Origin of the sequence: Frigidibacter sp. ROC022, from assembly GCF_024723735.1 — a bacterium.
Lineage (GTDB): Bacteria > Pseudomonadota > Alphaproteobacteria > Rhodobacterales > Rhodobacteraceae > SLM-1.
The window spans coordinates 339,685-360,135 of sequence record NZ_JANQDU010000003.1; the positions used below are offsets into that span (position 1 = coordinate 339,685).

At 68.7% G+C, this 20,451-nt stretch carries 26 protein-coding genes, 1 tRNA gene and 1 other RNA gene; 17 read left to right on the forward strand and 11 right to left on the reverse strand.

Annotated elements, in window-relative coordinates:
- The first annotated feature begins 52 nt into the window (after positions 1–52).
- From NUW50_RS13385 to nusB, 4 genes are all read left to right on the forward strand, one after another.
- Positions 53–649, forward strand: coding sequence for a hypothetical protein (locus NUW50_RS13385; RefSeq protein ID WP_258289639.1), 597 nt, complete (start codon positions 53–55; stop codon positions 647–649).
- A 152-nt stretch (positions 650–801) separates the two neighbouring features.
- Positions 802–1,893, forward strand: coding sequence for a 3,4-dihydroxy-2-butanone-4-phosphate synthase (ribB, locus tag NUW50_RS13390; protein ID WP_258289640.1), 1,092 nt, complete (start codon positions 802–804; stop codon positions 1,891–1,893).
- A 4-nt stretch (positions 1,894–1,897) separates the two neighbouring features.
- A complete protein-coding gene (locus tag NUW50_RS13395) occupies positions 1,898–2,437 on the forward strand; it encodes a 6,7-dimethyl-8-ribityllumazine synthase (RefSeq protein WP_258289641.1) in 540 nt (179 codons plus the stop codon).
- Positions 2,438–2,445: 8 nt separating this feature from the next.
- A complete protein-coding gene (nusB, locus tag NUW50_RS13400; RefSeq protein ID WP_258289642.1) occupies positions 2,446–2,901 on the forward strand; it encodes a transcription antitermination factor NusB in 456 nt (151 codons plus the stop codon).
- Positions 2,902–3,058: 157 nt separating this feature from the next.
- Here the strand turns inward: nusB and NUW50_RS13405 are convergent, their stop codons facing one another.
- The 3 genes from NUW50_RS13405 to NUW50_RS13415 all read right to left on the reverse strand — a co-directional run bounded on the left by NUW50_RS13405 (position 3,059) and on the right by NUW50_RS13415 (position 5,751).
- On the reverse strand, positions 3,059–3,577 hold the full coding sequence (locus tag NUW50_RS13405; RefSeq protein ID WP_258289643.1) for a GNAT family N-acetyltransferase: 519 nt from the start codon (positions 3,575–3,577) through the stop codon (positions 3,059–3,061).
- A gap of 70 nt (positions 3,578–3,647) precedes the next feature.
- Positions 3,648–4,415, reverse strand: coding sequence for a hypothetical protein (locus NUW50_RS13410; RefSeq protein ID WP_258289644.1), 768 nt, complete (start codon positions 4,413–4,415; stop codon positions 3,648–3,650).
- Between the two features lie 4 nt (positions 4,416–4,419).
- Positions 4,420–5,751, reverse strand: a complete 1,332-nt coding sequence (locus NUW50_RS13415; RefSeq protein WP_258289645.1) for a hypothetical protein — start codon at positions 5,749–5,751, stop codon at positions 4,420–4,422.
- Positions 5,752–5,943: 192 nt separating this feature from the next.
- On the opposite strand from NUW50_RS13415, the gene NUW50_RS13420 reads away from it, so the two are divergent.
- Complete coding sequence (locus NUW50_RS13420; protein WP_258289646.1) at positions 5,944–6,279, forward strand: hypothetical protein; 336 nt, start codon at positions 5,944–5,946, stop codon at positions 6,277–6,279.
- A gap of 55 nt (positions 6,280–6,334) precedes the next feature.
- Here the strand turns inward: NUW50_RS13420 and ssrS are convergent.
- Positions 6,335–6,490: non-coding RNA, 6S RNA (ssrS, locus tag NUW50_RS13425), on the reverse strand.
- 118 nt (positions 6,491–6,608) lie between these two features.
- Here ssrS and NUW50_RS13430 point away from each other — a divergent pair.
- Positions 6,609–7,091: an MmcB family DNA repair protein gene (locus NUW50_RS13430; protein WP_258289647.1), complete on the forward strand. Its 483-nt coding sequence runs from the start codon at positions 6,609–6,611 to the stop codon at positions 7,089–7,091.
- Here NUW50_RS13430 and NUW50_RS13435 read toward each other — a convergent pair.
- Positions 7,060–7,326 carry a DUF6324 family protein gene (locus NUW50_RS13435; RefSeq protein ID WP_258289648.1) on the reverse strand — a complete coding sequence of 89 codons (267 nt, stop codon included), beginning with the start codon at positions 7,324–7,326 and terminating at the stop codon, positions 7,060–7,062. The two genes, NUW50_RS13430 and NUW50_RS13435, sit on opposite strands and share 32 nt — an antisense overlap.
- A gap of 113 nt (positions 7,327–7,439) precedes the next feature.
- Between NUW50_RS13435 and NUW50_RS13440 the strand changes: the two genes are divergently transcribed.
- Together NUW50_RS13440 and NUW50_RS13445 are read left to right on the forward strand one after the other, a co-directional pair.
- Positions 7,440–7,976 carry a GNAT family N-acetyltransferase gene (locus NUW50_RS13440; RefSeq protein WP_258289649.1) on the forward strand — a complete coding sequence of 179 codons (537 nt, stop codon included), beginning with the start codon at positions 7,440–7,442 and terminating at the stop codon, positions 7,974–7,976.
- A 93-nt stretch (positions 7,977–8,069) separates the two neighbouring features.
- A tRNA-His gene (locus NUW50_RS13445) sits at positions 8,070–8,146 on the forward strand.
- 42 nt (positions 8,147–8,188) lie between these two features.
- On the opposite strand, the gene NUW50_RS13450 is transcribed toward NUW50_RS13445, so the two are convergent.
- Positions 8,189–8,530, reverse strand: a complete 342-nt coding sequence (locus NUW50_RS13450; RefSeq protein WP_258289650.1) for a DUF6476 family protein — start codon at positions 8,528–8,530, stop codon at positions 8,189–8,191.
- Here NUW50_RS13450 and NUW50_RS13455 point away from each other — a divergent pair.
- The 6 genes from NUW50_RS13455 to NUW50_RS13480 all read left to right on the forward strand — a co-directional run bounded on the left by NUW50_RS13455 (position 8,529) and on the right by NUW50_RS13480 (position 14,463).
- Positions 8,529–9,548, forward strand: a complete 1,020-nt coding sequence (locus tag NUW50_RS13455) for an RluA family pseudouridine synthase (protein WP_258289651.1) — start codon at positions 8,529–8,531, stop codon at positions 9,546–9,548. The genes NUW50_RS13450 and NUW50_RS13455 overlap by 2 nt on opposite strands.
- Positions 9,549–9,602: 54 nt before the next feature.
- Positions 9,603–10,106: a winged helix-turn-helix transcriptional regulator gene (locus NUW50_RS13460; RefSeq protein ID WP_258289652.1), complete on the forward strand. Its 504-nt coding sequence runs from the start codon at positions 9,603–9,605 to the stop codon at positions 10,104–10,106.
- A 142-nt stretch (positions 10,107–10,248) separates the two neighbouring features.
- Positions 10,249–11,151 carry an RNA polymerase sigma factor RpoH gene (rpoH, locus tag NUW50_RS13465; protein ID WP_258289653.1) on the forward strand — a complete coding sequence of 301 codons (903 nt, stop codon included), beginning with the start codon at positions 10,249–10,251 and terminating at the stop codon, positions 11,149–11,151.
- A 179-nt stretch (positions 11,152–11,330) separates the two neighbouring features.
- A complete protein-coding gene (locus tag NUW50_RS13470) occupies positions 11,331–12,305 on the forward strand; it encodes a Gfo/Idh/MocA family protein (RefSeq protein ID WP_258289654.1) in 975 nt (324 codons plus the stop codon).
- 65 nt (positions 12,306–12,370) lie between these two features.
- The gene (locus tag NUW50_RS13475) at positions 12,371–12,817 is read left to right on the forward strand and encodes a host attachment protein (RefSeq protein ID WP_258289655.1); all 447 of its coding nucleotides are present in this window, start codon (positions 12,371–12,373) and stop codon (positions 12,815–12,817) included.
- Between the two features lie 176 nt (positions 12,818–12,993).
- Positions 12,994–14,463, forward strand: coding sequence for a Do family serine endopeptidase (locus NUW50_RS13480; protein WP_258289656.1), 1,470 nt, complete (start codon positions 12,994–12,996; stop codon positions 14,461–14,463).
- A gap of 54 nt (positions 14,464–14,517) precedes the next feature.
- Here the strand turns inward: NUW50_RS13480 and NUW50_RS13485 are convergent, their stop codons facing one another.
- Entirely contained in the window at positions 14,518–15,063 is a 546-nt protein-coding gene (locus NUW50_RS13485) for a peptidoglycan-binding domain-containing protein (RefSeq protein WP_258289657.1), read from the reverse strand.
- A gap of 213 nt (positions 15,064–15,276) precedes the next feature.
- Positions 15,277–15,657 carry an OB-fold nucleic acid binding domain-containing protein gene (locus NUW50_RS13490; RefSeq protein WP_258290150.1) on the reverse strand — a complete coding sequence of 127 codons (381 nt, stop codon included), beginning with the start codon at positions 15,655–15,657 and terminating at the stop codon, positions 15,277–15,279.
- Positions 15,658–15,846: 189 nt separating this feature from the next.
- On the opposite strand from NUW50_RS13490, the gene NUW50_RS13495 reads away from it, so the two are divergent.
- Both NUW50_RS13495 and NUW50_RS13500 read left to right on the forward strand, forming a co-directional pair.
- Positions 15,847–16,170 carry a 2Fe-2S iron-sulfur cluster-binding protein gene (locus NUW50_RS13495; protein WP_258289658.1) on the forward strand — a complete coding sequence of 108 codons (324 nt, stop codon included), beginning with the start codon at positions 15,847–15,849 and terminating at the stop codon, positions 16,168–16,170.
- A complete protein-coding gene (locus NUW50_RS13500; protein WP_258289659.1) occupies positions 16,170–16,976 on the forward strand; it encodes an FG-GAP repeat domain-containing protein in 807 nt (268 codons plus the stop codon). Before NUW50_RS13495 ends, NUW50_RS13500 begins: the two co-directional genes overlap by 1 nt.
- A gap of 7 nt (positions 16,977–16,983) precedes the next feature.
- Here the strand turns inward: NUW50_RS13500 and NUW50_RS13505 are convergent, their stop codons facing one another.
- Positions 16,984–17,379: a hypothetical protein gene (locus tag NUW50_RS13505; RefSeq protein ID WP_258289660.1), complete on the reverse strand. Its 396-nt coding sequence runs from the start codon at positions 17,377–17,379 to the stop codon at positions 16,984–16,986.
- Between the two features lie 103 nt (positions 17,380–17,482).
- Positions 17,483–18,520, reverse strand: a complete 1,038-nt coding sequence (locus NUW50_RS13510) for an alkane 1-monooxygenase (RefSeq protein WP_338001364.1) — start codon at positions 18,518–18,520, stop codon at positions 17,483–17,485.
- Positions 18,521–18,650: 130 nt separating this feature from the next.
- On the opposite strand from NUW50_RS13510, the gene ftsY reads away from it, so the two are divergent.
- The gene (gene ftsY / locus NUW50_RS13515; protein ID WP_258289661.1) at positions 18,651–19,931 is read left to right on the forward strand and encodes a signal recognition particle-docking protein FtsY; all 1,281 of its coding nucleotides are present in this window, start codon (positions 18,651–18,653) and stop codon (positions 19,929–19,931) included.
- Here ftsY and NUW50_RS13520 read toward each other — a convergent pair.
- Positions 19,908–20,435, reverse strand: a complete 528-nt coding sequence (locus NUW50_RS13520; RefSeq protein WP_258289662.1) for an MgtC/SapB family protein — start codon at positions 20,433–20,435, stop codon at positions 19,908–19,910. The genes ftsY and NUW50_RS13520 overlap by 24 nt on opposite strands.
- Between the last annotated feature and the right edge of the window lie 16 nt (positions 20,436–20,451).

The following is a 20,451-nucleotide window of genomic DNA, read 5'->3' on the forward strand; positions in this document are numbered from 1 at the left end:
GACGCAAGGGCCGGGCTGCGGTTTGATCCCGGCGTCACACTTGGGATTTCCGATGACCGATCCGCTTCCCGCCCTGGGCCACAACAGGGGGCCGAGCCTGGCCCCGGGCTCGTCCTGGGCCCGGCATTGCTGGACCAGGGCGCGGGCCGAGCTGTTGCCGACCCTGCCGCTGGAGGTGATCCGTCTCCGGGTGGCGCGGGCGCGGGAGATCGGGCTCGACTATCCGACCTATGCGCGGGTCCGGGCCACGACCGGGCGCGACATCGTCGCCTTCCTGTTCTCGACTGAGACTCTGCGGCTGCGGCCGGTGCGGCTCGACCTGCCCTCGGACCGGGCCGGGAAGCTGGCCGAATTGGCCGCCGACCGGCTGTTGCTGGCGGCGCCGGACGTGGCGCCCGAGATGGCGCTGCGGCGCTTTGCCGAACAGGGGGTGACGCTGGCCGGGGCGAGCCCGGCACCCGCCGCCCTGGGCCCCTGGGCCGAGGCGCGGGCGGCGCTGCGGGCGGCGCTCGACCCGCTGAAACTGCCCGGCGACGCGGTGCTGCTGATCGGCGAGGGGCGGCTGCAGCAGGACTGGGCCGAGGCCGGGCACCTGGCCGGGTTCGTTCCGGGCGACAGGTTCTTCGGCGGTGCCGGCGCCGCGACCTGAGCGGGGCCGGCCCCGGCGGCAGCGGGCGCGGCATTGCCGAGGCAAGATGTCGCGCGGTCTCGCGCGCGGGAACCGGGCCGGTTCCGGGGCGTCCCCTCTGGCCAAGGGCGGCGGGCGCGTGTATCCCGCCCGCTGAACCATCAGAGGCCAGCATGACCGATTTTTCCGACGCAATCTCTTCGGTCGACGAGATCATCGAAGACGCCCGCAACGGCCGGATGTTCATCCTGGTCGATCACGAGGACCGCGAGAACGAAGGCGATCTGGTGATCCCGGCGCAGATGGCCACGCCCGAGGCGATCAACTTCATGGCCACCCACGGCCGCGGGCTGATCTGCCTGGCGCTGACCGGAGAGCGGATCGACGCGCTCGGCCTGCCGCTGATGGCGGCGCAGAACTCGTCGCGGCACGAAACCGCCTTCACCACCTCGATCGAGGCCCGCGAGGGGGTGACCACCGGGATTTCGGCGCATGACCGGGCGCGGACCGTGGCGGTGGCGATCGATTCGGCCTCGACCGCCGCCGATATCGCGACGCCGGGCCATGTCTTTCCGCTGCGCGCCAAGGATGGCGGGGTGCTGGTGCGGGCCGGGCATACCGAGGCGGCGGTGGATGTGTCGCGGCTGGCCGGGCTGAACCCTTCCGGGGTGATCTGCGAAGTGATGAACGACGATGGCACGATGAGCCGTCTGCCCGACCTGGTGGCCTTCGCCCAGCGGCACGGGCTGAAGATCGGCACGATCTCGGACCTGATCGCCTATCGCCGGCGGCACGACAACCTGGTGCGCCAGACCCAGAGCCGGAAGATCATCTCGGAATTCGGCGGCGAGTGGGAGATGCGGGTGTTTTCCGACCAGACCCAGGGGGCAGAGCACATCGTCCTGATCCGGGGCGACATCTCGGGGGACGAACCGGTCATGGTGCGGATGCATGCGCTCGACCCGATGCTGGACGTGATCGGCGCCGGCGGGCCGGGCCGGGCGCGGGAATTCGGCGATGCGATGGAGATGATCGCCCGCGAGGGCCGCGGCGTGCTGGTCCTGCTCCGCGATCTGCACATGCGGGTGGCCGAGCCGGATACGGTCTCGCCGCAGACGCTGCGGCAATACGGGCTGGGGGCGCAGATCCTGTCCAGCCTCGGGATCACCGACCTGATCCTTCTCACCAACTCGCCCAAGCCCAAGGTGATCGGCCTCGAAGGCTACGGCCTGTCGATCGCCGGCACCCGCCGGATCACGGAGTAGACCGATGGCCCTGACCGATCCCCACGGCGCCCTGCCGCTGCCGAAGTTCGAAGCGCCGGTGAAACTGCTGATCGTGGTGGCGCCCTATTACCGGGCGATTGCCGAGGATCTGCTGGCCGGGGCGCGGGCGACGCTGGAGGCCGTCGGCGCCGCGCATGAGACGGTCGAGGTGCCGGGTGCGCTGGAAGTGCCCTCGGCCATCGCCACCGCCCTGCGCGAGGCGAATTTCGACGGTTTCGTCGCGCTCGGCTGCGTGATCCGTGGCGAGACCACCCATTACGACACCGTCTGCAACGACAGTTCGCGCGGGCTGATGCTGCTGGGGCTGCAGGGCGCCTGCATCGGCAACGGCATCCTGACCGTCGAGAACGAGGCGCAGGCCGAGGTCCGCGCCGATCCCGCGGGCCAGAACAAGGGCGGCGGCGCGGCGGCTGCGGCGCTGCATCTGATCGCCCTGCGGCGGCGCTGGAGCGGGGTGAAGAACCCGGTCGGCTTCCGCCCCGCCGACGAGATCAAGCTTGCCAAGGGCGGGGACACGCTGTGAGCGCGCCGATGTCCAGGAGTCGTCAGGCCAGGTCGGCGGCGCGGCTCTATGCCGTGCAGGCGCTGTTCCAGATGGAAAGCGCCTCCCAGACCGCCGAATCGGTGATGCGCGAATTCGAGACCCACCGGATCGGCGTGGTCTATGAAGACGCGGAAATGGCCGAGGGCGATCTCGACCTGTTCCGGCTGCTGGTCGGCCAGGCGGTGAACCACCAGGCCCGGATCGACCAGATGACCGACCGGGCGCTGGTCGAGAAATGGCCGATCGCCCGGATCGACCCGGTGCTGCGGGCGCTGTTCCGCGCCGCCGGCGCCGAGCTGGTCGAGGGCAAGGCGCCGCCGAAAGTGGTGATCGTCGAGTTCGTCGATATCGCCAAGGCCTTCTTCCCCGAGGGCCGCGAGCCGAAATTCGTCAACGCGGTGCTCGATCACATGGCCCGCGAGGCCCGGCCCGAGGCCTTCTGATCCGGCCGGGTCCGGTTCGCTGCCGCGGCCATCTTTGGGTCCGAAATACTCCCGCCGGAGGCACCCGCCGGCATCACCGGCGCGCCGGGTGGCATGATGGATCACCGTCCCGGCCTGCGCCCATATGGCGGACCCGTGGCGATCGGCGCCGAACGGTTCAGGCGATCCGGCGCTCGAACATGTCGGTTTCGGGATCGGACAGGCCGGGATGGCGATGGAACCCGGCTTTTTCAAGAACCCTGGCCGAGGCCGCATTGCCCTTGCCGACCCCGGCCCGAAGGGTTCGCGGCCCCGCGCCCCGCAGCGTCGCGACCAGCCCCGCGACCACTTCGGTCGCATAGCCCTTGCCCCAGGCCGTCGGCCCCAGCAGATAGCCGACATGGCAGATCGGTGCCGGCGTCCCGGCCCCATCCTCCGCCAGCAACAGCAGTCCGACGATGGCCCCGGAACCGGTCTCGGCAATGGTGAAGACCGTGCATTCGGCGGCACGGGCGGACATCCAGTCGGCGATCCGGGTCGCTTTGCCGGACAATTGCAATGGCTCGGGGAGAGGAGCCAGGACGTCGGGGGTCAGGATGTCGGACAGGGTCGCCTCCAGCGCCCGGCGCTGCTGCGGATCGGCAATGACGGGCGACCAGTCCCGCAGGGTCAGCCGGTCGGTCGTGAAGCTCTGCATGGGGGCTCCGTGCTCTGCTGGTCGTCGGGGCGCCGGGCGGGCGGTGGCCGGCTGGATGCCCGCTCTCGTCTCATGGCGGATCGGAGCGGGTCGTCAGGCGGAAGCGTTCCAGCTCCTGCGCGGTGAGGATGTAGATTTCCTCGGGCGGGGTTGCCAGCGCCGGTTGCATCAGCCGCAGGTCGATGCCCATCTCGGTGAGGTAGCCGACCACCTCGGCCTGGCCGCGCTGGATGTCGCGCACCGCGAGGAAGGCGGGCAATACGGTATTCTCGCCGAAATAGTGCTGGTGGACCCCGACCAGGGCGCCGTCGGCGACCTCGCGGAGCACCCCGGCCGCCAGGATGTAGGGACAGGCCGACAGGCAGGCATCTCCCGGTTCCATCGCCGTGGACATCCCGGCCGTCCGCACCAGCCGCCCGATCGCCAGCGCATCGCCGACCGAACCTCCGGGAGAGGAGAGCCAGATCCGACGCGGCGGCACCGCCTGTTCTTCCAGCCAGTCGGCAAAGCGCCCGGCATCGCCCTCGGCAATCGCGCCGGTCAGCCGGGCCTCGGGACCGGTCCGTTCGAAGCGCAGCCGCTCGGGCATGTCCTCGAGCTGCGGGAAATGCCTCGTGCCCGGCGGTGCCGGCAAGCGCGGCACAAGGGCCGGGTCATAGCGCCGTGTCTGGTCGCCCGGGGCCGTCGGGGCGGTCAGGTCCTCGACTCCGCGCCCGGCGAAGAGCCGCGGCAGGGTGGCCGACAGGTCATGCGTCACCAGCCAGGCGCCCATCGCCAGCTGCATCACCAGGATGAAGCGGATCGCCTCTCCGGTCCGGGTCCGGGCACGCAGCCGCACCGGCTCAGCCCTTGATCGGCTTGACGGTGGCGCTTTCGGGCCGGGTCTCGGGGCGCGGCACCTCGCGCGGTTCCAGATCGGGGAAATGCGGGCCTTCGCTTTCGGTCCGGGGCAGGGTCAGGTCGGCCTGGCGCAGCGCCGCCAGCGCGTCGCGCAATTCGGCCAATGTCATCGCCTCGCCCGAGGAGACATGCACCCGGCCCGAGCGGATCGCCGACTGGGCGATGGCCAGGATCAGCACCAGCACCGCCGGCAGCAGGTCGATGGCGATGGCGCCGGCCCAGCTGGGCACGAAATTGCGGGCGTAGAGGATCACCGCATCCGCCGCCGAGACCGGGGTATAGGCAATATCCGCCGGCGGCTCCATCGCCATGACCTCTTCCGCCGCGCCTTTCAGGGTCTCGGCCCGGGCCTTGAGCAGGTCCAGCACCGAGCGGATCGTCGCCGCCTGATCGGCGCGGCCGACCTCGGTGCGTCCGTCGAGTTCGGGCAGCACCACGGAATCCGCCAGATCGGCCGCCGCCCGTTGCACCAGCGGCGCCACCGATAGCTGCCGCAGCTCGGTGATCACCCCGGCCAGCCGCACCGATTCCTCGGAGAATTCGACCGAGCGGGCCGCCACCGGTCCGACCGAGACGGTCAGCGCCCGCATCCGTTTGAGGATCGTGTTGCCTTCGGTAAAGGCCGCCTCGACCGCCTCGGTCTGGGCCGCGATCTGGCGTTCCAGCGCGGTCAGCTCGTCGGATTTCTGCCGCAGCACCCGGAACACCGCACCGCGCCCGGCCAGGCCCGAAAGCGAGCCGGCGGCCTCCTGCGCCGAGAGGTCCTCGAAGCTGGTCCGGACCCGGGCCACGTCGCGCTCCAGCGACTGGGCGGCCAGGCTGATCGAATGGGCCCGCTCCAGCGCACCCTGGTAGTCCTGCACCGTCACCGCCAGATGCTGTTCGACCGCCGCCGCCCCGGCCAGTGCCGCGGCGTTCAGCCAGGAGGACATGGCGATGATCGCGCCCGACCCCAGCAGCATGGCGAAGAGCAGTCCGATCCGGGCGCCGAAGGTGCGCACCGCGGGCACCAGCCGCATCATGTAGGACCAGAAGACGAAGATCCCGACAGAGACCGCGATCGAATAGGAAATCGCGGCAAAGACGGAGAGCGCGCCATTGTCGTCGAGCAGCGAGGATACGCCGAGATAGGTGTAGATGCCGCTGGCCGTGGCCAGCACGCCGAGCGCCGCCGAGGTGAAGCTGTCGAGCCAGCCCAGATGGCCCTCGATCTCGCGCGCATAGGCCAGGCCTTCGGACTGGCGGGCGGTCAGCCCAGTGTGGATCTCGGTCATGCCGGGTCGGTTCCCTGTTGGGCCGCGCAAAGCGGCGCGGCAGCGGCGACGATAGAGCCAATCCGCGGTTTCGCCAAATCACGGCGGCGTCGGCGGCGGGGCGCGGGCAGGCAGCGGCGATATGTCCGGCCCGGCGGGGCTTGGACTCACCCCCTCCTGCCACTAGATTCCCATCAGCAAGGGAGAATTGCGATGCCGGAACTGGTTCGTCTCTACATTCGTCACAGCCTGATCGGCTTTGCGCTGGCCGCGCTCTTCGTGGCGCTTCTGGTCGGCTTCGATATCGCCGGGCTGCGGCATCTCGTGCTCGAGACCGACGGCGGCTGGCTGGCAGGACTGGTGATGGTCATGCTGAACGGGATCGTTTTTGCCGGGGTGCAGTTCTCCATCGCGATCATGTCGATGGCCGAGGATCGGCAGCCCCCGGGCGGCGGTCTGCGGCAGGCGATCCAGCGGCTCTGGGTGCCTGCGCCGGCCCCCGGGCAGGTCGCGGTTCCGGTCCGCAACGATCCGCAACCGCGGGGCTGAGCCTCGCCGCGCCCCGGTGGCGGGGCGCATCTGTCTGTGCTGAAAGGGAAAAGTGGCGGAATCCGTAGCATCCGTGTGGGTGTTGCATTCCCGAGGACCCGCTAATGCAGGTGGGCGCCAGGTACCCGGACCAGGGTCCGAACAGAGCCAGCTCCCTCGGAATACTTATAGGCCACCGGAATGGGACCCATCACGCGAAGAGCAGAAACCGCCACCCGTTGAGATAGGGCCGGGCAGGGGCATCGGCAAGCCCTGATCGCACCGGTTTCGCCCGGGGTCGCGAAATCCGGCCGCTTGATTTCTGTTTACCTTTTGTTCACAATTCCCGGATGACCGAGATCCCGCCGTCCGAGCATTCCTCCGGCCTGCAGCCCGGCCAGCTGCTGGCGCGGGGCACCTGTCGCCATCTGATCGGGCATGGCTTCGCCACGGTCGAGGAACTGGTCCCGGCGCCGGGCCTGCGGGTCGATGTGATGGCCCTGGGGGCGAAGGGCGAGATCTGGGTGGTCGAGTGCAAGTCCTCGCGTGCCGATTTCCAGTCCGATCAGAAATGGCAGAACTATCTGCCCTTTTGCGACCGGTTCTTCTGGGCGGTGAGTGCCGATTTTCCGCTCGAGCTGCTGCCCGAGGAAACCGGCCTGATCATTGCCGATGGTTACGACGCCGAAATCCTGCGGGTCGGACCGGAAACCAGGCTTGCCGGTGCGCGGCGCAAGGTGATGACACGCAAATTCGCCCGCCATGCGGCGTTGCGCCTGCAGGCGCTTCGAGACCCCGGGGTCACCGCCGCGGGGCTTTCCCCGGCGGTTTAGCGCCGGGTTTCGGAGCTTTCGGCTTCTTGCCCTTCTGCCGCTCGGGTTTCGCCGCCATGACCCGCGCCTGTTGCGCGGCAAGGCGGATTTCCTCGGCGATTTCCTCGGCCTCTTCCGGTTCGAAGTCCAAGGGCAGATCAATGCCTTCGCCGGCGACGTAGAAGCGCACCATTCCCAGGGTGGTCGGTGCGATCTGAAGATCGGCGGCGATGTCGCTTTCCTTGTCGATGCCCATTGCGGTCCCCTCTGGTCGGCCCGGACTTAAGCCCGCGCCCGCGATCCCGCAAGCCGGAACACGCTTGACCTCGGCAATCGGGCGGTCAGTCTGGGGCCCGAAAGGGGCTAGCGATGAACCCGCCCGAACCGACCCAGACCCCGGCCGCGCTTGACCCGTCGCAGGTGATCCTGCGACCCCTGCGCCCCGGCGATGCCGACTGGCTGATCGCTCAGCACGGCAGGCTCTATGCCCGTGACGAAGGCTTTGATGCCAGTTTCGAGCAGCTGGTGGCCGATATCGTGGCCGGGTTCCTGCGCGACCACGACCCGGCCCGCGAACGTGGCTGGATCGCCGAGGCAGGCGGCGAAAGGCTCGGTTCGATCTTCCTGGTCCGGGCCGAAACGGGGCAGCCGCCCGATACCGCCAAGCTGCGGCTCTTCCTCTTGCTGCCGCAGGCGCGCGGGCTGGGGCTGGGCCAGCGCCTGCACGATGCCTGTCTCGATTTCGCCCGTGGCGCCGGCTATCGGCGAATCGTGCTCTGGACCCATGAGAGCCACCGCGCCGCGACCCGGCTCTATGCCCGCAACGGCTGGACCATGACCGGCAGCCGGGCGACCCGGTCCTTCGGCCGCGACGTGGTCGAACAGGCCTGGTTCCGGCTGCTGTGACAAGGGGCGCGGGGCAAGGCGCGCGCCGGGGCTGCGGGAAGGCGGCAAAGAGGCTTGCACAACGCCGCTGCCGGGGTTAAGTCCCCGAACCGTGCCGCCTTAGCTCAGTTGGTTAGAGCGCTGGATTGTGGATCCAGAGGTCCCCCGTTCGAGCCGGGGAGGCGGTACCACCCCCAGGCCCCCGTTTTCGTGATGTCCGGCGCTGCCGCGCCTCACTCGTCGGTCAGCCGGGCACGCTGGCGCAGCTTGCCGCTCTCGGCGTCATAGACGAGCACCTCGTCGCCCTCGGTCAGCACCAGCACGAATCCCTCGCCCAGCGTCACCGCCCGGGCTTTGACACCCTCGGGCAGGGCGATGCTCTCGGGCAGCAGACGCGGGGTCGGACCGGGGCCCTGGTTCAACCGCCAGATCATCAACCCGATGATCACCACGATTCCGACGATCATCACCGTGGTCAGCAGGGTGACAAGCCAGCGCAGAAGCCGTAGGTTCCGCGCCGTTGCGGCATCCTCCGCAGTTTCCGCCGTTTCGGCACGTTCTGGGGTTTCGTTCATGTCCCGCACCCTGATCCGGGTCACCATCGAAGCCGATCCGCCCGATAGGCTTGATAAGGCACTGGCCCGCGACGTGCCAGAGGAAGCGGCGCTGTCGCGGTCGCGTCTGGTGCGGATGCTGGCCGAGGGCGCGATCAGCCGCGATGGCGTGGTCGTGTCCGACCCCAAGGCGAGGGTCGCCGAGGGCGAGACCTTTCTGATCAGCGTCGAGGAGCCGGACGATCCCGACACGCGGCCCGAGGATATTCCGCTGTCGGTGGTCTACGAGGATGACGAACTGATCGTCATCGACAAGCCCGCCGGCATGGTCGTGCATCCGGCGCCGGGCACCCCGGGCGGCACCATGGTCAATGCCCTGCTGCATCATTTCGGCGGCAACCTGTCGGGGGTGGGGGGCGAGAAGCGCCCCGGCATCGTGCACCGGATCGACAAGGATACCACCGGCCTGCTGGTGGCTGCGAAATCCGACCGGGCGCATCACGCGTTGGCGGCGCAGTTCGAGAAGCACAGCGCCACCCGTGCCTATCTGGCGATCTGCCACGGGGTGCCCGATCCGGGCGACCCGAGGCTGCGCGGGTTGCGCGGTGTCAGCTTCGAGGGTGGCAACGTCCTGAAGATCACCACCCATCTGGTCCGGCACAAGACCGACCGCCAGCGTCAGGCAGTGCTGTTCCACGGGGGCCGCCACGCGGTGACGCGGGTCCGCACGGTCGAGGCTTTCGGCGGCCAGGTCGCGCTGACCGAATGCCGGCTGGAGACCGGCCGCACCCATCAGATCCGGGTCCACATGGCCTATGCCGGCCATGCGCTGGTCGGTGACCAGACCTATGGCGGCCGGCGTCGGGTGCGTGGGGCTCTTCCCGGGTCCGAGGCGGTCATGGCCTTCCCGCGCCAGGCGCTGCACGCCGCGCTTCTGGGTTTCGATCACCCGGTTTCGGGCGAGAGGATGGAGTTCGAGGCGCCGCTGCCCGCCGACATGGCGGGGCTGCTGGAGGCGTTGCGGGGAAAAACCGATTAATTTTCCCTACCGGTCTTGAAATCCTACCGGTAGCATTCCCATATCGGTGTGGAGATGGCTGAAAACCGTAAATCCATGCATCCCGTCCACCGGTCGAATTGCCCGATCAACCTCGCCGTCGAGGTTCTCGGCGACCGCTGGACGTTGCTTGTGCTGCGCGATCTGATGTTTTCCGATCGGCGCCATTTCCGTGCCCTTCTGGAAGGCTCGGTCGAGGGGATTTCGCCCTCGGTTCTGTCGGATCGCCTGCATTCGCTGGTGGCGAGCGGGCTTCTGGTTCGCGAAAGCTGCGAGGAGCACCGGCAGAAGGCGATGTTCCGCCTGACCCCGGCCGGGGCCGATCTGGTTCCGGTGATCGCGGCCCTGGGCGCCTGGGCGGCCAAGCATTGTGATCCCGATCCGGAACTCTGCGATGCCACGATGGCGCTGGAGCAGGGCGGCGAAGAGGCCTTCTACGCCTTCAAGGAACGTCTGCTGGCCGAGGCATCGGCGCCGCAGGCCGCTCCTGCCGAGGCGGAAAAGATGACAAAGGCTGACACAGATGTCCCAACTGCGTGACAACAACGGAACGTTATTGGCATCTGCGCCGGAACCGGCGTCACGCTGCGTATGAGAGGAACAACTGCCGCGCGGACTTGACAGCGCGGCCCCGCACGACCACTTGGAAGTTAATAGGCTTAACATAGGAATGAGGGACAGGATGGCGAGCTACGCAAATCTCCCGGCACCGTCCCCTGAACAGGGGCTCAACCGTTACCTTCAGGAAATCCGGAAGTTTCCGCTTCTGGAACCGGAGGAAGAATACATGCTGGCCAAGCGATGGGTCGATCACGAGGACCCGGACGCGGCGCACAAGCTGGTCACGTCGCATCTGCGGCTCGCCGCCAAGATCGCGATGGGCTATCGCGGCTATGGCCTGCCGCAGGCCGAGGTCATTTCCGAGGCCAACGTGGGCCTGATGCAGGCGGTCAAGCGCTTTGACCCCGAGCGCGGATTCCGTCTGGCGACCTATGCGATGTGGTGGATCCGGGCCTCGATCCAGGAATACATCCTGCGCTCGTGGTCGCTGGTGAAGCTGGGCACCACCACCGCCCAGAAGAAGCTGTTCTTCAACCTGCGCAAGGCCAAGAACCGGATCGGTGCGCTGGAAGAAGGCGACATGCGACCCGAGAACGTCGCCCGGATCGCGCATGACCTGAGCGTGACCGAGGACGAGGTGATCTCGATGAACCGCCGCCTGGCGGGATCGGATTCCTCGCTCAACGCCATGGTCGGCGGTGGCGGCGACGGCGACAGCTCGACCCAGTGGCAGGACTGGCTCGAGGACAAGGATGCCGATCAGGCCGGCGCCTACGAGGAAAAGGACGAGCTCGACACCCGGCGCGAACTGCTGGCCGAGGCGATGTCGGTTCTGAACGACCGCGAAAAGGACATCCTGATCCAGCGCCGCCTGCAGGACGAGCCGGTGACCCTGGAAGACCTCTCGGGCGTCTATTCGGTCAGCCGCGAACGTATCCGGCAGATCGAGGTCCGCGCCTTCGAGAAGCTTCAGGAGAAGATGCGCGAGCTGGCGAAGGGCAAGGGGATGATGGTTCCGGCCTGAGCCGGTTGCCCGGTCTCTCTCGTCAAGACCTGGATGCGCCGCCCCCTCGGGGCGGCGTTTTTCTTGCGGTCGTTCCGTGCCGCCGCCGGCCGGGGCGACGAATTGCCCGAAATGGTCGATCCGCTCTTGGCCCAACAATTCATTTGCCTATGATCGCCCGCGATCAAGGGAGAGAACAGATGTCGAAACCCGTTCGCTGGGGCGTCTTGTCCGGCTCGAACTTCGCCGCCACCACCATGGCGCCGGCGATTCACGAGGCCGAAGGCGCCGTGCTCGATGCCGTGGCCACCGCCGATCCGGCAAAGGCGGCAAGGTTCCAGGCCTTCCATCCCGGCATTCGCGTGCTGCCCGATTATGACGGGCTGCTTGCCGATCCCGATATCGACGCAGTCTATGTGCCGCTGCCGAATTCGATGCATGTGGACTGGACCGAAAGGGCCCTGCGCGCCGGCAAGCATGTGCTGACCGAGAAGCCGATCGCGGTGACGGCGGAAGAGATCGACCGGTTGATCGCGCTGCGCGACGAGACCGGGCTGCTTGCGGCCGAAGCCTTCATGATCGTCCATCATCCGCAATGGCAGAAAGCCCGCGCGCTGCTCTCCGAGGGCGCGGTGGGCCGGCTGCGCCATGTCGATGCCGCCTTTTCGTTCTTCAACGACGATGCCGGCAACATCCGCAACCGCGCGGAGGTCGCGGGCGGCTCGCTGCGCGACATCGGCGTCTACACCATGGGCTCGGTCCGCTTCGCCACCGGCGAGGAGCCGGTCAGCGTCGAATGCAGCATCGACTGGGAGAAGGGCATCGACGCCACCGCCCATGTCGCGGCGCGGTTCCCGTCCTTCACCTATCGCTCGATGACCTCGATGCGGATGTGTCCGCGGCAGGAGGTGATCTTTCACGGCACCGAGGCGTTGCTGCGGGTGCCGGCGCCGTTCAACGCGGCGGTGTTCGGCGAGGAACAGGTGATCCTCGAACGCGCCGACAGGAGCATCGAACGGTTCCGCTTCCCCGGCACCAGGCAATACAAGCTGCAGGTCGAGGCCTTCTGCCGGACAGTCCGCGACGGTGCCGCCTATCCCTGGCGTCTCGAGGACGCGAAGGGCACCCAGGCGATGATGGACCGTGCCTACGCGGCGGCAGGCCCGGCCGGTTGACAAGGATCAAGGCCGGGGCGGCGCGGCTCGCCCATCGTGGTGCCTGCCTGACAAGGAGCAACGCCATGCAACAGGACCTGACCCTGATCATCATCGCCAACGAATCCGAGGCGGCCTTCTATTCCTCCGCCGGGCTCGGCAGGGGGCTGCATCGGCTCTCGGAGATATCCGCCGCCGACTTCGCCGACACCCACCGGGCCCATACAAAACCGATGGGCCGCGGAAAGGGCGGGCCGGCCGGAGAGACGCATGAATACGAGCCGAAGACCTCGGACCGCCGCCTGAGCCGCGAGAACTTCTCGCATCACGTCGCGGAGGCGGCCGAGGAAATCTGGGAGGCCGAGCCCTTCACCCGTCTCTTCGTCGTCGCCCCGCCGCGGATGCTGGGCGCGCTGCGCGACGATCTGCCGGGGTCGCTGACCCGCAACCTGGCGGGGGATCTCGACAAGGACCTCGTGAAGGTGCCGCTTCAGGACCTGCCGGAACACTTCAGGGGGCTGATCGTCCTGTAACCTGCCGGAAGCCGCCTGTTGCACTGGTTCACGCTCCGGCGCATCATGTATCACGGCGGTTTGACGCGGCGCGACATGGCTTTGAGTTGCCACTTGGGTGGTGCTGCGCGATCACTGTCGGGCACACAGCCGGGCTATGCGTTGCCCGACAGGCTAGTATTTCGAGGAGGTTCTCCGTGACATCTCAGGCACTCATCCGCCCAATTGACCGCACCGCGCCACTCAGGGCGCTCTGGCTACTCGCCGTGGCCACGGTGCTGGTCGTGGTGCAGGCCTTTTCCGTCCAGGCAAAGGGCGCACCGGAAAGTTTTGCCGATCTGGCCGACAAGGTCAGCCCGGCAGTCGTCAACATCACCACATCCACCGTCGTCGCTTCGGTGGGCGGGCAGGGACCGATCGTCCCGGAAGGCTCGCCTTTCGAGGAGTTTTTCAGGGACTTTCTCGACCAGAACCCGCCGGGCGGCTCGCCGCGGCCCCGGGCACGGCGCAGCCAGGCGCTCGGCTCGGGCTTCGTGATTTCCGAAGACGGCTACATCGTCACCAACAACCACGTCATCGACGGCGCCGACGAGATCGAGATCGAGTTCTTCTCGGGCAAGCGCCTTGATGCCAAGGTGGTCGGCGTCGACAAGAACACCGATATCGCCCTGCTCAAGGTCAATGCCGACAAGCCGCTGGCGCATGTGTCCTTCGGCGACTCGGACAAGATGCGGGTCGGTGACTGGGTCATGGCGATGGGCAACCCGCTGGGCCAGGGCTTCTCGGTCTCGGCCGGGATCGTTTCGGCCCGCAACCGGGCGCTGTCCGGCAGCTATGACGACTTCCTGCAAACCGACGCCGCCATCAACCGGGGCAACTCGGGCGGTCCGCTGTTCAACATGGACGGCGAGGTGGTCGGTGTGAACACCGCGATCCTGTCGCCCAACGGCGGCTCGATCGGCATCGGTTTCTCGATGGCCTCGAACGTGGTCTCGAAAGTGGTCAGCCAGTTGCAGAAATACGGCGAAACCCGGCGCGGCTGGCTGGGTGTCCGGATCCAGGACGTGACCCCGGACGTGGCCGAGGCAATGGGTCTCGACTCGACCAAGGGCGCCCTGGTGACGGATGTGCCGGAAGGTCCGGCGCTGGCCGCCGGCATCAAGGCGGGCGACGTGATCCTGTCCTATGACGGTGCCGAAGTTGCCGATACCCGCGATCTGGTGCGCCGGGTGGGCGACAGCGATGTCGGCTCGGTGGTCCGGATGGTGGTCTATCGCAACGGCAAGACCGAAACCCTGATGGTCACCCTCGGCCGCCGTGAAGAGGCCGAAGGCGCGGTCCCGGCCTCGGCCCGCCCGGACGCGATCGTGGAAGGCGAGGAACTGGGCATGGACCTGACGCCGCTGACCGATGCGCTGCGCAGCGATCTGGGCCTCGACTCGAGCGTCGAGGGGCTGGTGGTCAGGAATGTCGCCGAAGGTTCGGAAGCGGCCGACAAGGGCATCGCCAAGGGCGATGTCATCGCCGAGGCCGGTCAGCAGAAGGTGCAGACCCTGAAGGACCTGCAGGACCGGATCGCCGAGGCCAAGGACGCCGGGCGCAAGTCGCTGCTGCTGCTGGTCCGCCGCAACGGCGAGCCGCGCTTCGTGGCGCTGTCGGTCGGCTGAGCCGACAACGGAAAGATCGGAACGGGGCGCCTTCGGGCGCCCTTTTTCATGGGCTCAGTCCGGCACCCGCGCATAGGCGACCAGTCCCAGGGACCGCGCCGCTTCGATCGACAGGATGGCGCTGTCCAGCCCCTGCTGCTGGCGCTGATAGCTGCGCAGCGCCAGCCGCGTGTCGGGGTCCATCTTCCCGGTGATCGGCCCGGCATAGAAGGACCGCACCGCTAGCGCCCGCTGCAGCGAGGCGACGAACTCGGGGGTGATCTGGTCCCGGCAGGGGGTCTCGATCAGGATTTCCGCGCCGCCGCCGCTGATCTTCTGATAGGTCGCCTCGCGGTAGATCGCCGGGCTTATCACGGTTCCGTCGGCATCCCGCACTTCCGGGTTGACCAGGACATGGCCCTTGACCGTTTCGAATTCGGTCGGGGTGCGGTCCTGGGCGTAGCAGCTGCCGGGGGCGGCGCCCGGCGGCGGCGGGGCGCTGTCCTCGGCCAGGACCAGCGGCGCCTCGGCCTGCCGCGCCACCGCGGGCGGGGCGCCGTCGGGCGCCGCGCAACCGGCCAGCGCCAGCGCCGCGGTCAGGGTCAGCAGGGATCGGGTCATGCGCCTGTTTCTCTTGCCCGCCTGTCGCGGCGGTTGTTCTTGGCGGCAGGATACGCGGTTTCGACGGGGCCCGGAAGCCACCCGCGACCGGCCCGGCGAACTGGCGCAGCCCGGCCACAGTGGGCGGGCCGCCCGCCCGGCGCGCCCTGCCGGCCTCTTCGGGTCCCAAATACTCCCGCCGGAGGCACCCGCCGTCGCCGCGGGCGCTGCCGCTCAGGGCGGGGGGCCGGGAGAGCTCGCCCCGGGCCGGAGCAGGCTGTCGAGCAGCGGCGAGAGATCCTCGACCCGTTCGGCCAGCACATGCGCCACGCCATGTTCGCGCTGCAACCGCCCGGTGACGCGCAGCAACCGCCCGGCGATGACGGCGCGGCGGAACTTCTCGTAGATCGCCCGCCAGACCACCACATTGGCGGTGCCGGTCTCGTCCTCGAGCGTGACGAAGATCACCCCCTTCGCGGTGCCGGGGCGCTGGCGCACCAGCACCAGCCCGGCCACCGTCACCCTGGCGCCGTTCGGCGGCCGGTCGAGCAGCCCGGCCGGCAGCGCCCGGGGCGGGCGCGGCCAGGCGTCGGGATGAGGCGTGACCGGATACATGGCGAGAGAATACAAGAACAAAAAGGGAACATCAATCCGGTTCCGCCACCGTTCCCGCCACTGGCCGGCCAGGCCCCTCCGCCGCTTCCATCAAGAGCGTGTGCGATCCGCAACGGCAGGCGATACGGGGGGTGGAACCCGGCCCGCGACCGGGCTAGAGACGCAGACGACATTCTGCGGACGGGGCTCATGGCGAAGATCACCTATATCGAATACTCCGGCAAGGAGCATACGCTTGACGTCAAGAACGGACTCACCGTCATGGAAGGTGCGCGCGACAACGGGATTCCGGGAATCGAGGCCGATTGCGGCGGCGCCTGCGCCTGCTCGACCTGCCATGTCTATGTTGCCGAGGACTGGGTCGACAAACTGCCGCCGAAACAGCCGATGGAAGAGGACATGCTCGAATTCGCCTACGAGCCGGACCCGGTCCGATCGCGCCTCACCTGTCAGCTGAAGGTGTCGGATGCGCTGGACGGGCTGGTGGTGCAGATGCCGGAACGGCAGATCTGATGCCCGGTCGGGCGGTCCGGACCACCGTTCTGGCCGCCGTCGCCGCGCTTGCCACCCTGGCCGTCCCCGCCGCCGCCTGCACCGTGGCGCAATGGGGGCTGACGGCCTATCCCGAAAGCGTCGTCCATGATGCCACGACCAGGGGCCACCCGGACCGCGCCTGGTTCGACGGGCCGGTCGATCGCTATCGGCACGGGGTCTTCGGCCGCGAGCACGAGCCGTCGCAGCTCTGGGTCTACGAGGTCGGCAACCATGGTCTTTGCGGCCATGTGCTGACACTCGATTCCGACCATGTCTTCGAGGATCTCGCCCCCCGTCTGGCCGATCTCGACGGCGACGGCAACAACGAGATCATCGTGGTCCGCAGCCATCTGCGGAAGGGCGCGCAACTGGCGGTCTATCGCTGGACCGGGCGCGAGCTGGAGCTGGCGGCAGCCACCGGATACATCGGCCGGACGCACCGTTGGCTGGCCCCGCTGGCGGTGGGCGATCTCGATGGCGACGGCCTGCCCGAGCTGGCCTATGTCGACCGTCCGCATCTGGCCCGGGTGCTGCGGGTGGTGCGGATGCAGGGCGACAGGCTGGTTCCGGTGGCCCGCCTGGACGGCGTCACCAACCACAAGTTCGGGGCGGCAAGGATCGAAGGCGGCCTGCGGGACTGCGGTGCGGGGCCGGAACTGATCGCCGCGTCGGGCGACTGGACGGCCTTGCTGGCGATCCGGTTGACCGCAAAGGGGCTGACGCCGCGCAAGATCGCGGCCGAAACCGGCCCGGCGGCCTTCGCCCGCGCCCTGGCCTGCGAATAGGGCCGCCTCAGACCCCGACCTTCGGCCCCAGACAGATCATCGGTTCCGAGCTTTGCCTGGCCTCGTAGAGCTCGGTTGCGGCGGGATCGTTCTGGAACCGCGCGATCAGCCCGTTGCTGCCCTTCTCGAAGGTCCAGCACTGCGGCACCTCGTTGTTCTCGTAGGTGAAGCAGATCATGCCCTGGTCCTCGTACCAGCTGCCCTCGACGCAATCGTCGCCCAGAAAGGCCCAGCGGACCCGGCGGTTCTTGAGATACTGCTCGATCCCATAGGCGGTGCCGCCGGAATTGTAGGTCAGCGTGCGGCCGGTGACATAGGCTTCGAACTCGGCCCCCGACATTGGCTCCGCGTTGGCCGGAGCGGCCAGGACAAGGGCAAGGATGGTGGCAAGGGCGCGTGTCATGTGACGATCTTGCCAGATCGCCAGTCATCCGGCCAGAGGGCAGGCAGGGGATCGGCAAGGCTTCGCAGGGAAGTGATCCGTCGCGAGCGCGCGCCCGGCCGGTTCAGCCCTGCGCCCCGGTCGCCTTGGTCAGCGCCGCCAGCCGGGGATGCATGACCCGTTTCCACAGCGGCGGCACCATCGCCAGCGCCGCCATGGCGGGCAGCGAGGCGGGCAGCATCGGCTCGGCCCCGGTCCCGGCCAGCCGCAGCGCCGGATAGGGCCGGGCAGGGTGGGCGTGGTGGTCCGAATGGCGCGGCGCGTTCAGCATCAGATGCGTGGTGAACCAATGCGGCGCGTTCCAGCTCAGCTCCGGCCCGACCGGGGCAGGGCGGCCGCCCGCCGACACCGGCCGCGCCAGCCCGTAGTGCTGCACGTAATCCGACAGCAGCAGCTGCATCTGCGCATAGCTCGCCAGCGCCAGCCAGGCCGCCAGTCCGGCCCCGCCCGCCAGCGCCCAGACCAGTGCCAGCCCGGCCAGCGCGCCGAGAGCATAGGTCCGATAGGGGTGCCAGCCGCCGCGCCCCTGCCGCCGCGCGGTCTCGGCCCGCAGCCCCTCGACGAACGATCCGCGCCAGGCCCGCAGTGCGAAATGGTAGAAACCTTCGCCTTTCCGCGCCGTGTTCGGGTCGCTGTCCAGCCCAACATTCGGATGATGCACCAGCCGGTGCGCCGAGGTGTGATGGCCGAAGAGCAGCGAGATATAGACCCACATCCCCAGCCGGAACAGCCGCCGGTCGGTGCGATGGATCAGCTCATGCGCATTCGAGTTCGAGACCTGGCCGAACCACATCCCCGCCGCCAAGGCCACCGCGCCCCTCGCGCCCCAGCCGATCCCGGTGCCGCCCGAAAGCGCCAGCACCGCCAGCGGCAGCAGCACGAAATGCACGCAGGCGAGCACCACCGACAAGCCGTCCGCGGCGGGAAATTCCTGTCCGGCACGGGCTTCGGGCACCAGCCGCACCAACAGGTCCAGCGCCGCCGCCAGGAGCGTCATCGCCAGCAGGGCCGCCAGCGCCCAGTAGCCGCCCAGCACGGCCCCCAGCCCGATCAGCAGCGCCGGGGCCAGCGTCGCTCCGGCAAAGACCGCCATGCCCTGCATTGCCACTCTCCGTTTCCGCGCCGATCATGGCCCTTCGCGGCGGCGCTGAAAACCCCGGCCCGAATCCGCGCCCCCGGCCTTCCCATTCGTCCCGGGAGCGTTTACCTGAGAGCCAATTGAAAGGGCATCGATGGCGTTCTTCAGCAAATTGAAAGAGCGGCTCTTCAAGAGCTCGGCAAAGCTCGAGGAAGGGTTGGAGGCGATCGTTTCGGACGGCGGCAGCGCCGAGGCCGAGGCCGAAGCGCAGGCCGAAGCTCGGGTCGACTCTCCGCCGGACGCGCCGGAAGCGCAGCCGGAAGTGCGCGAAGAGGTTTCCCCGCCCGCTGCCCCGGACGACGCGCCGGCAGACCAGGCGGCCGAGCCGCGCCCCGAATCCCGTCCGCCGCCCGCGGCCGAAGCTCCGCCAGCCCGGCCCGCCGCCGACCCCGAGCCCGAAACCGCCGCGCCGCAACCCGTCGCCCCGGCACCGGTTCCAACTCCGGCAGCCCCGGCCGCCCCGGCCGCGAAACCCGCCGAGCCGGCGAAACGCGGCTTCCTGGGCCGGATCCTCGGCCGCTCGGAAGGGCCGGTCCTGCGGCGCGAGCTGGACGATGCGATGCTCGAAAGCCTGGAAGACCTGCTGATCGCCTCGGACATGGGCGTCACCACCGCCAGCCGGGTCACCGCCAACCTGGCCGAGGGACGGCTGGGCAAGCGGCTCTCGGTCGCCGAGATCAAGGACATCCTCGCCGCCGAGATCGCCAGGATCATGGAACCGGTGGCAAGGCCGCTGCCGATCTACCCGAAGCGCCCGCAGGTCGTGCTGGTCGTCGGGGTCAACGGCTCGGGCAAGACCACCACCATCGGCAAGCTGGCCAGCCAGTTCCGCGCCGCCGGCAAGAACGTGGTGATCGCCGCCGGCGACACGTTCCGCGCCGCGGCGGTCGAGCAGCTCAAGGTCTGGGGCGATCGCGCCGGCGTGCCGGTGCTGACCGCGCCGCAGGGCTCGGACCCCGCCAGCCTGGCCTTCGAGGCGATGACAAAGGCCGAGGCCGATGGCGCCGATCTGCTGCTGATCGACACCGCCGGGCGGTTGCAGAACCGGCAGGACCTGATGGAGGAGCTGGCCAAGATCGTCCGGGTGATCCGCAAGAAGGATCCCGAGGCGCCGCACAACACCCTGCTGGTGCTCGATGCCACCACCGGCCAGAACGCCCTCAACCAGGTCGAGATTTTCGGCGAGCTGGCGAATGTCACCGGGCTGGTGATGACCAAGCTGGACGGCACCGCCAAGGGCGGCGTGCTGGTGGCGCTGGCCGACAGGTTCGGACTGCCGATCCATGCCATCGGCGTCGGCGAGCAGATCGACGATCTGGACGCCTTCGACCCCGAGGATTTCGCCCGCGCCCTAACCGGGGCCGTCGCCGGATGACGGGCCGCGCCTGTGGCGGTCCTTCTTCGGGCCGATGTCTTCGGCCCAGCGAAGGCCGACCAGCACCAGCAGCACCAGCGCCGTGGCCAGGGCTGCCAGCCCGATCTGGCCCAGCCCGCAGGCCAGCCCGATGGCGCTGACCACCCAGAGATCGGCAGCCGTGGTCAGCCCGGTGACATGCCCGCCCGAGGCGAGGATGGTGCCGCCGGCCAGAAAGCCGATTCCGGTGGTGACCGCCGCGACCAGCCGCAGCGGATCGACGCGCAGGGTCGGCCCGCCCATGGCATTCGCGTCGGCGACCACCTCGAAGGCCAGCAGGGCAAAGAGACAGGCCCCGACCGCCACCATGATATGGGTGCGCAGCCCGGCGGGCTTGCGATGCCATTCCCGCTCCAGCCCGACGATGCCGCCCAGCAGACCGGCCGAGAGAAGCCGCAGCAGCATCGCCGTCCAGCTCAGCGACAGCGGTGTCGCGGTCAGTTCGCCCCAGGCATGGCTCAGCATCGCGTTCCCTCTCCCT

Excerpts from the sequence above, each read along its gene's own strand:
- NUW50_RS13385 (WP_258289639.1), top strand. The coding sequence starts at position 53 with ATGACCGATCCGCTTCCCGCCCTGGGCCACAACAGGGGGCCGAGCCTG.
- ribB (WP_258289640.1), top strand. The coding sequence starts at position 802 with ATGACCGATTTTTCCGACGCAATCTCTTCGGTCGACGAGATCATCGAA.
- NUW50_RS13395 (WP_258289641.1), top strand. The coding sequence starts at position 1,898 with ATGGCCCTGACCGATCCCCACGGCGCCCTGCCGCTGCCGAAGTTCGAA.
- nusB (WP_258289642.1), top strand. The coding sequence starts at position 2,446 with ATGTCCAGGAGTCGTCAGGCCAGGTCGGCGGCGCGGCTCTATGCCGTG.
- NUW50_RS13405 (WP_258289643.1), bottom strand. The coding sequence starts at position 3,577 with ATGCAGAGCTTCACGACCGACCGGCTGACCCTGCGGGACTGGTCGCCC.
- NUW50_RS13415 (WP_258289645.1), bottom strand. The coding sequence starts at position 5,751 with ATGACCGAGATCCACACTGGGCTGACCGCCCGCCAGTCCGAAGGCCTG.
- NUW50_RS13420 (WP_258289646.1), top strand. The coding sequence starts at position 5,944 with ATGCCGGAACTGGTTCGTCTCTACATTCGTCACAGCCTGATCGGCTTT.
- NUW50_RS13430 (WP_258289647.1), top strand. The coding sequence starts at position 6,609 with ATGACCGAGATCCCGCCGTCCGAGCATTCCTCCGGCCTGCAGCCCGGC.
- NUW50_RS13435 (WP_258289648.1), bottom strand. The coding sequence starts at position 7,326 with ATGGGCATCGACAAGGAAAGCGACATCGCCGCCGATCTTCAGATCGCA.
- NUW50_RS13440 (WP_258289649.1), top strand. The coding sequence starts at position 7,440 with ATGAACCCGCCCGAACCGACCCAGACCCCGGCCGCGCTTGACCCGTCG.
- NUW50_RS13455 (WP_258289651.1), top strand. The coding sequence starts at position 8,529 with ATGTCCCGCACCCTGATCCGGGTCACCATCGAAGCCGATCCGCCCGAT.
- NUW50_RS13450 (WP_258289650.1), bottom strand. The coding sequence starts at position 8,530 with ATGAACGAAACCCCAGAACGTGCCGAAACGGCGGAAACTGCGGAGGAT.
- NUW50_RS13460 (WP_258289652.1), top strand. The coding sequence starts at position 9,603 with ATGGCTGAAAACCGTAAATCCATGCATCCCGTCCACCGGTCGAATTGC.
- rpoH (WP_258289653.1), top strand. The coding sequence starts at position 10,249 with ATGGCGAGCTACGCAAATCTCCCGGCACCGTCCCCTGAACAGGGGCTC.
- NUW50_RS13470 (WP_258289654.1), top strand. The coding sequence starts at position 11,331 with ATGTCGAAACCCGTTCGCTGGGGCGTCTTGTCCGGCTCGAACTTCGCC.
- NUW50_RS13475 (WP_258289655.1), top strand. The coding sequence starts at position 12,371 with ATGCAACAGGACCTGACCCTGATCATCATCGCCAACGAATCCGAGGCG.
- NUW50_RS13485 (WP_258289657.1), bottom strand. The coding sequence starts at position 15,063 with ATGACCCGATCCCTGCTGACCCTGACCGCGGCGCTGGCGCTGGCCGGT.
- NUW50_RS13490 (WP_258290150.1), bottom strand. The coding sequence starts at position 15,657 with ATGTATCCGGTCACGCCTCATCCCGACGCCTGGCCGCGCCCGCCCCGG.
- NUW50_RS13495 (WP_258289658.1), top strand. The coding sequence starts at position 15,847 with ATGGCGAAGATCACCTATATCGAATACTCCGGCAAGGAGCATACGCTT.
- NUW50_RS13500 (WP_258289659.1), top strand. The coding sequence starts at position 16,170 with ATGCCCGGTCGGGCGGTCCGGACCACCGTTCTGGCCGCCGTCGCCGCG.
- NUW50_RS13505 (WP_258289660.1), bottom strand. The coding sequence starts at position 17,379 with ATGACACGCGCCCTTGCCACCATCCTTGCCCTTGTCCTGGCCGCTCCG.
- NUW50_RS13510 (WP_338001364.1), bottom strand. The coding sequence starts at position 18,520 with ATGCAGGGCATGGCGGTCTTTGCCGGAGCGACGCTGGCCCCGGCGCTG.
- ftsY (WP_258289661.1), top strand. The coding sequence starts at position 18,651 with ATGGCGTTCTTCAGCAAATTGAAAGAGCGGCTCTTCAAGAGCTCGGCA.
- NUW50_RS13520 (WP_258289662.1), bottom strand. The coding sequence starts at position 20,435 with ATGCTGAGCCATGCCTGGGGCGAACTGACCGCGACACCGCTGTCGCTG.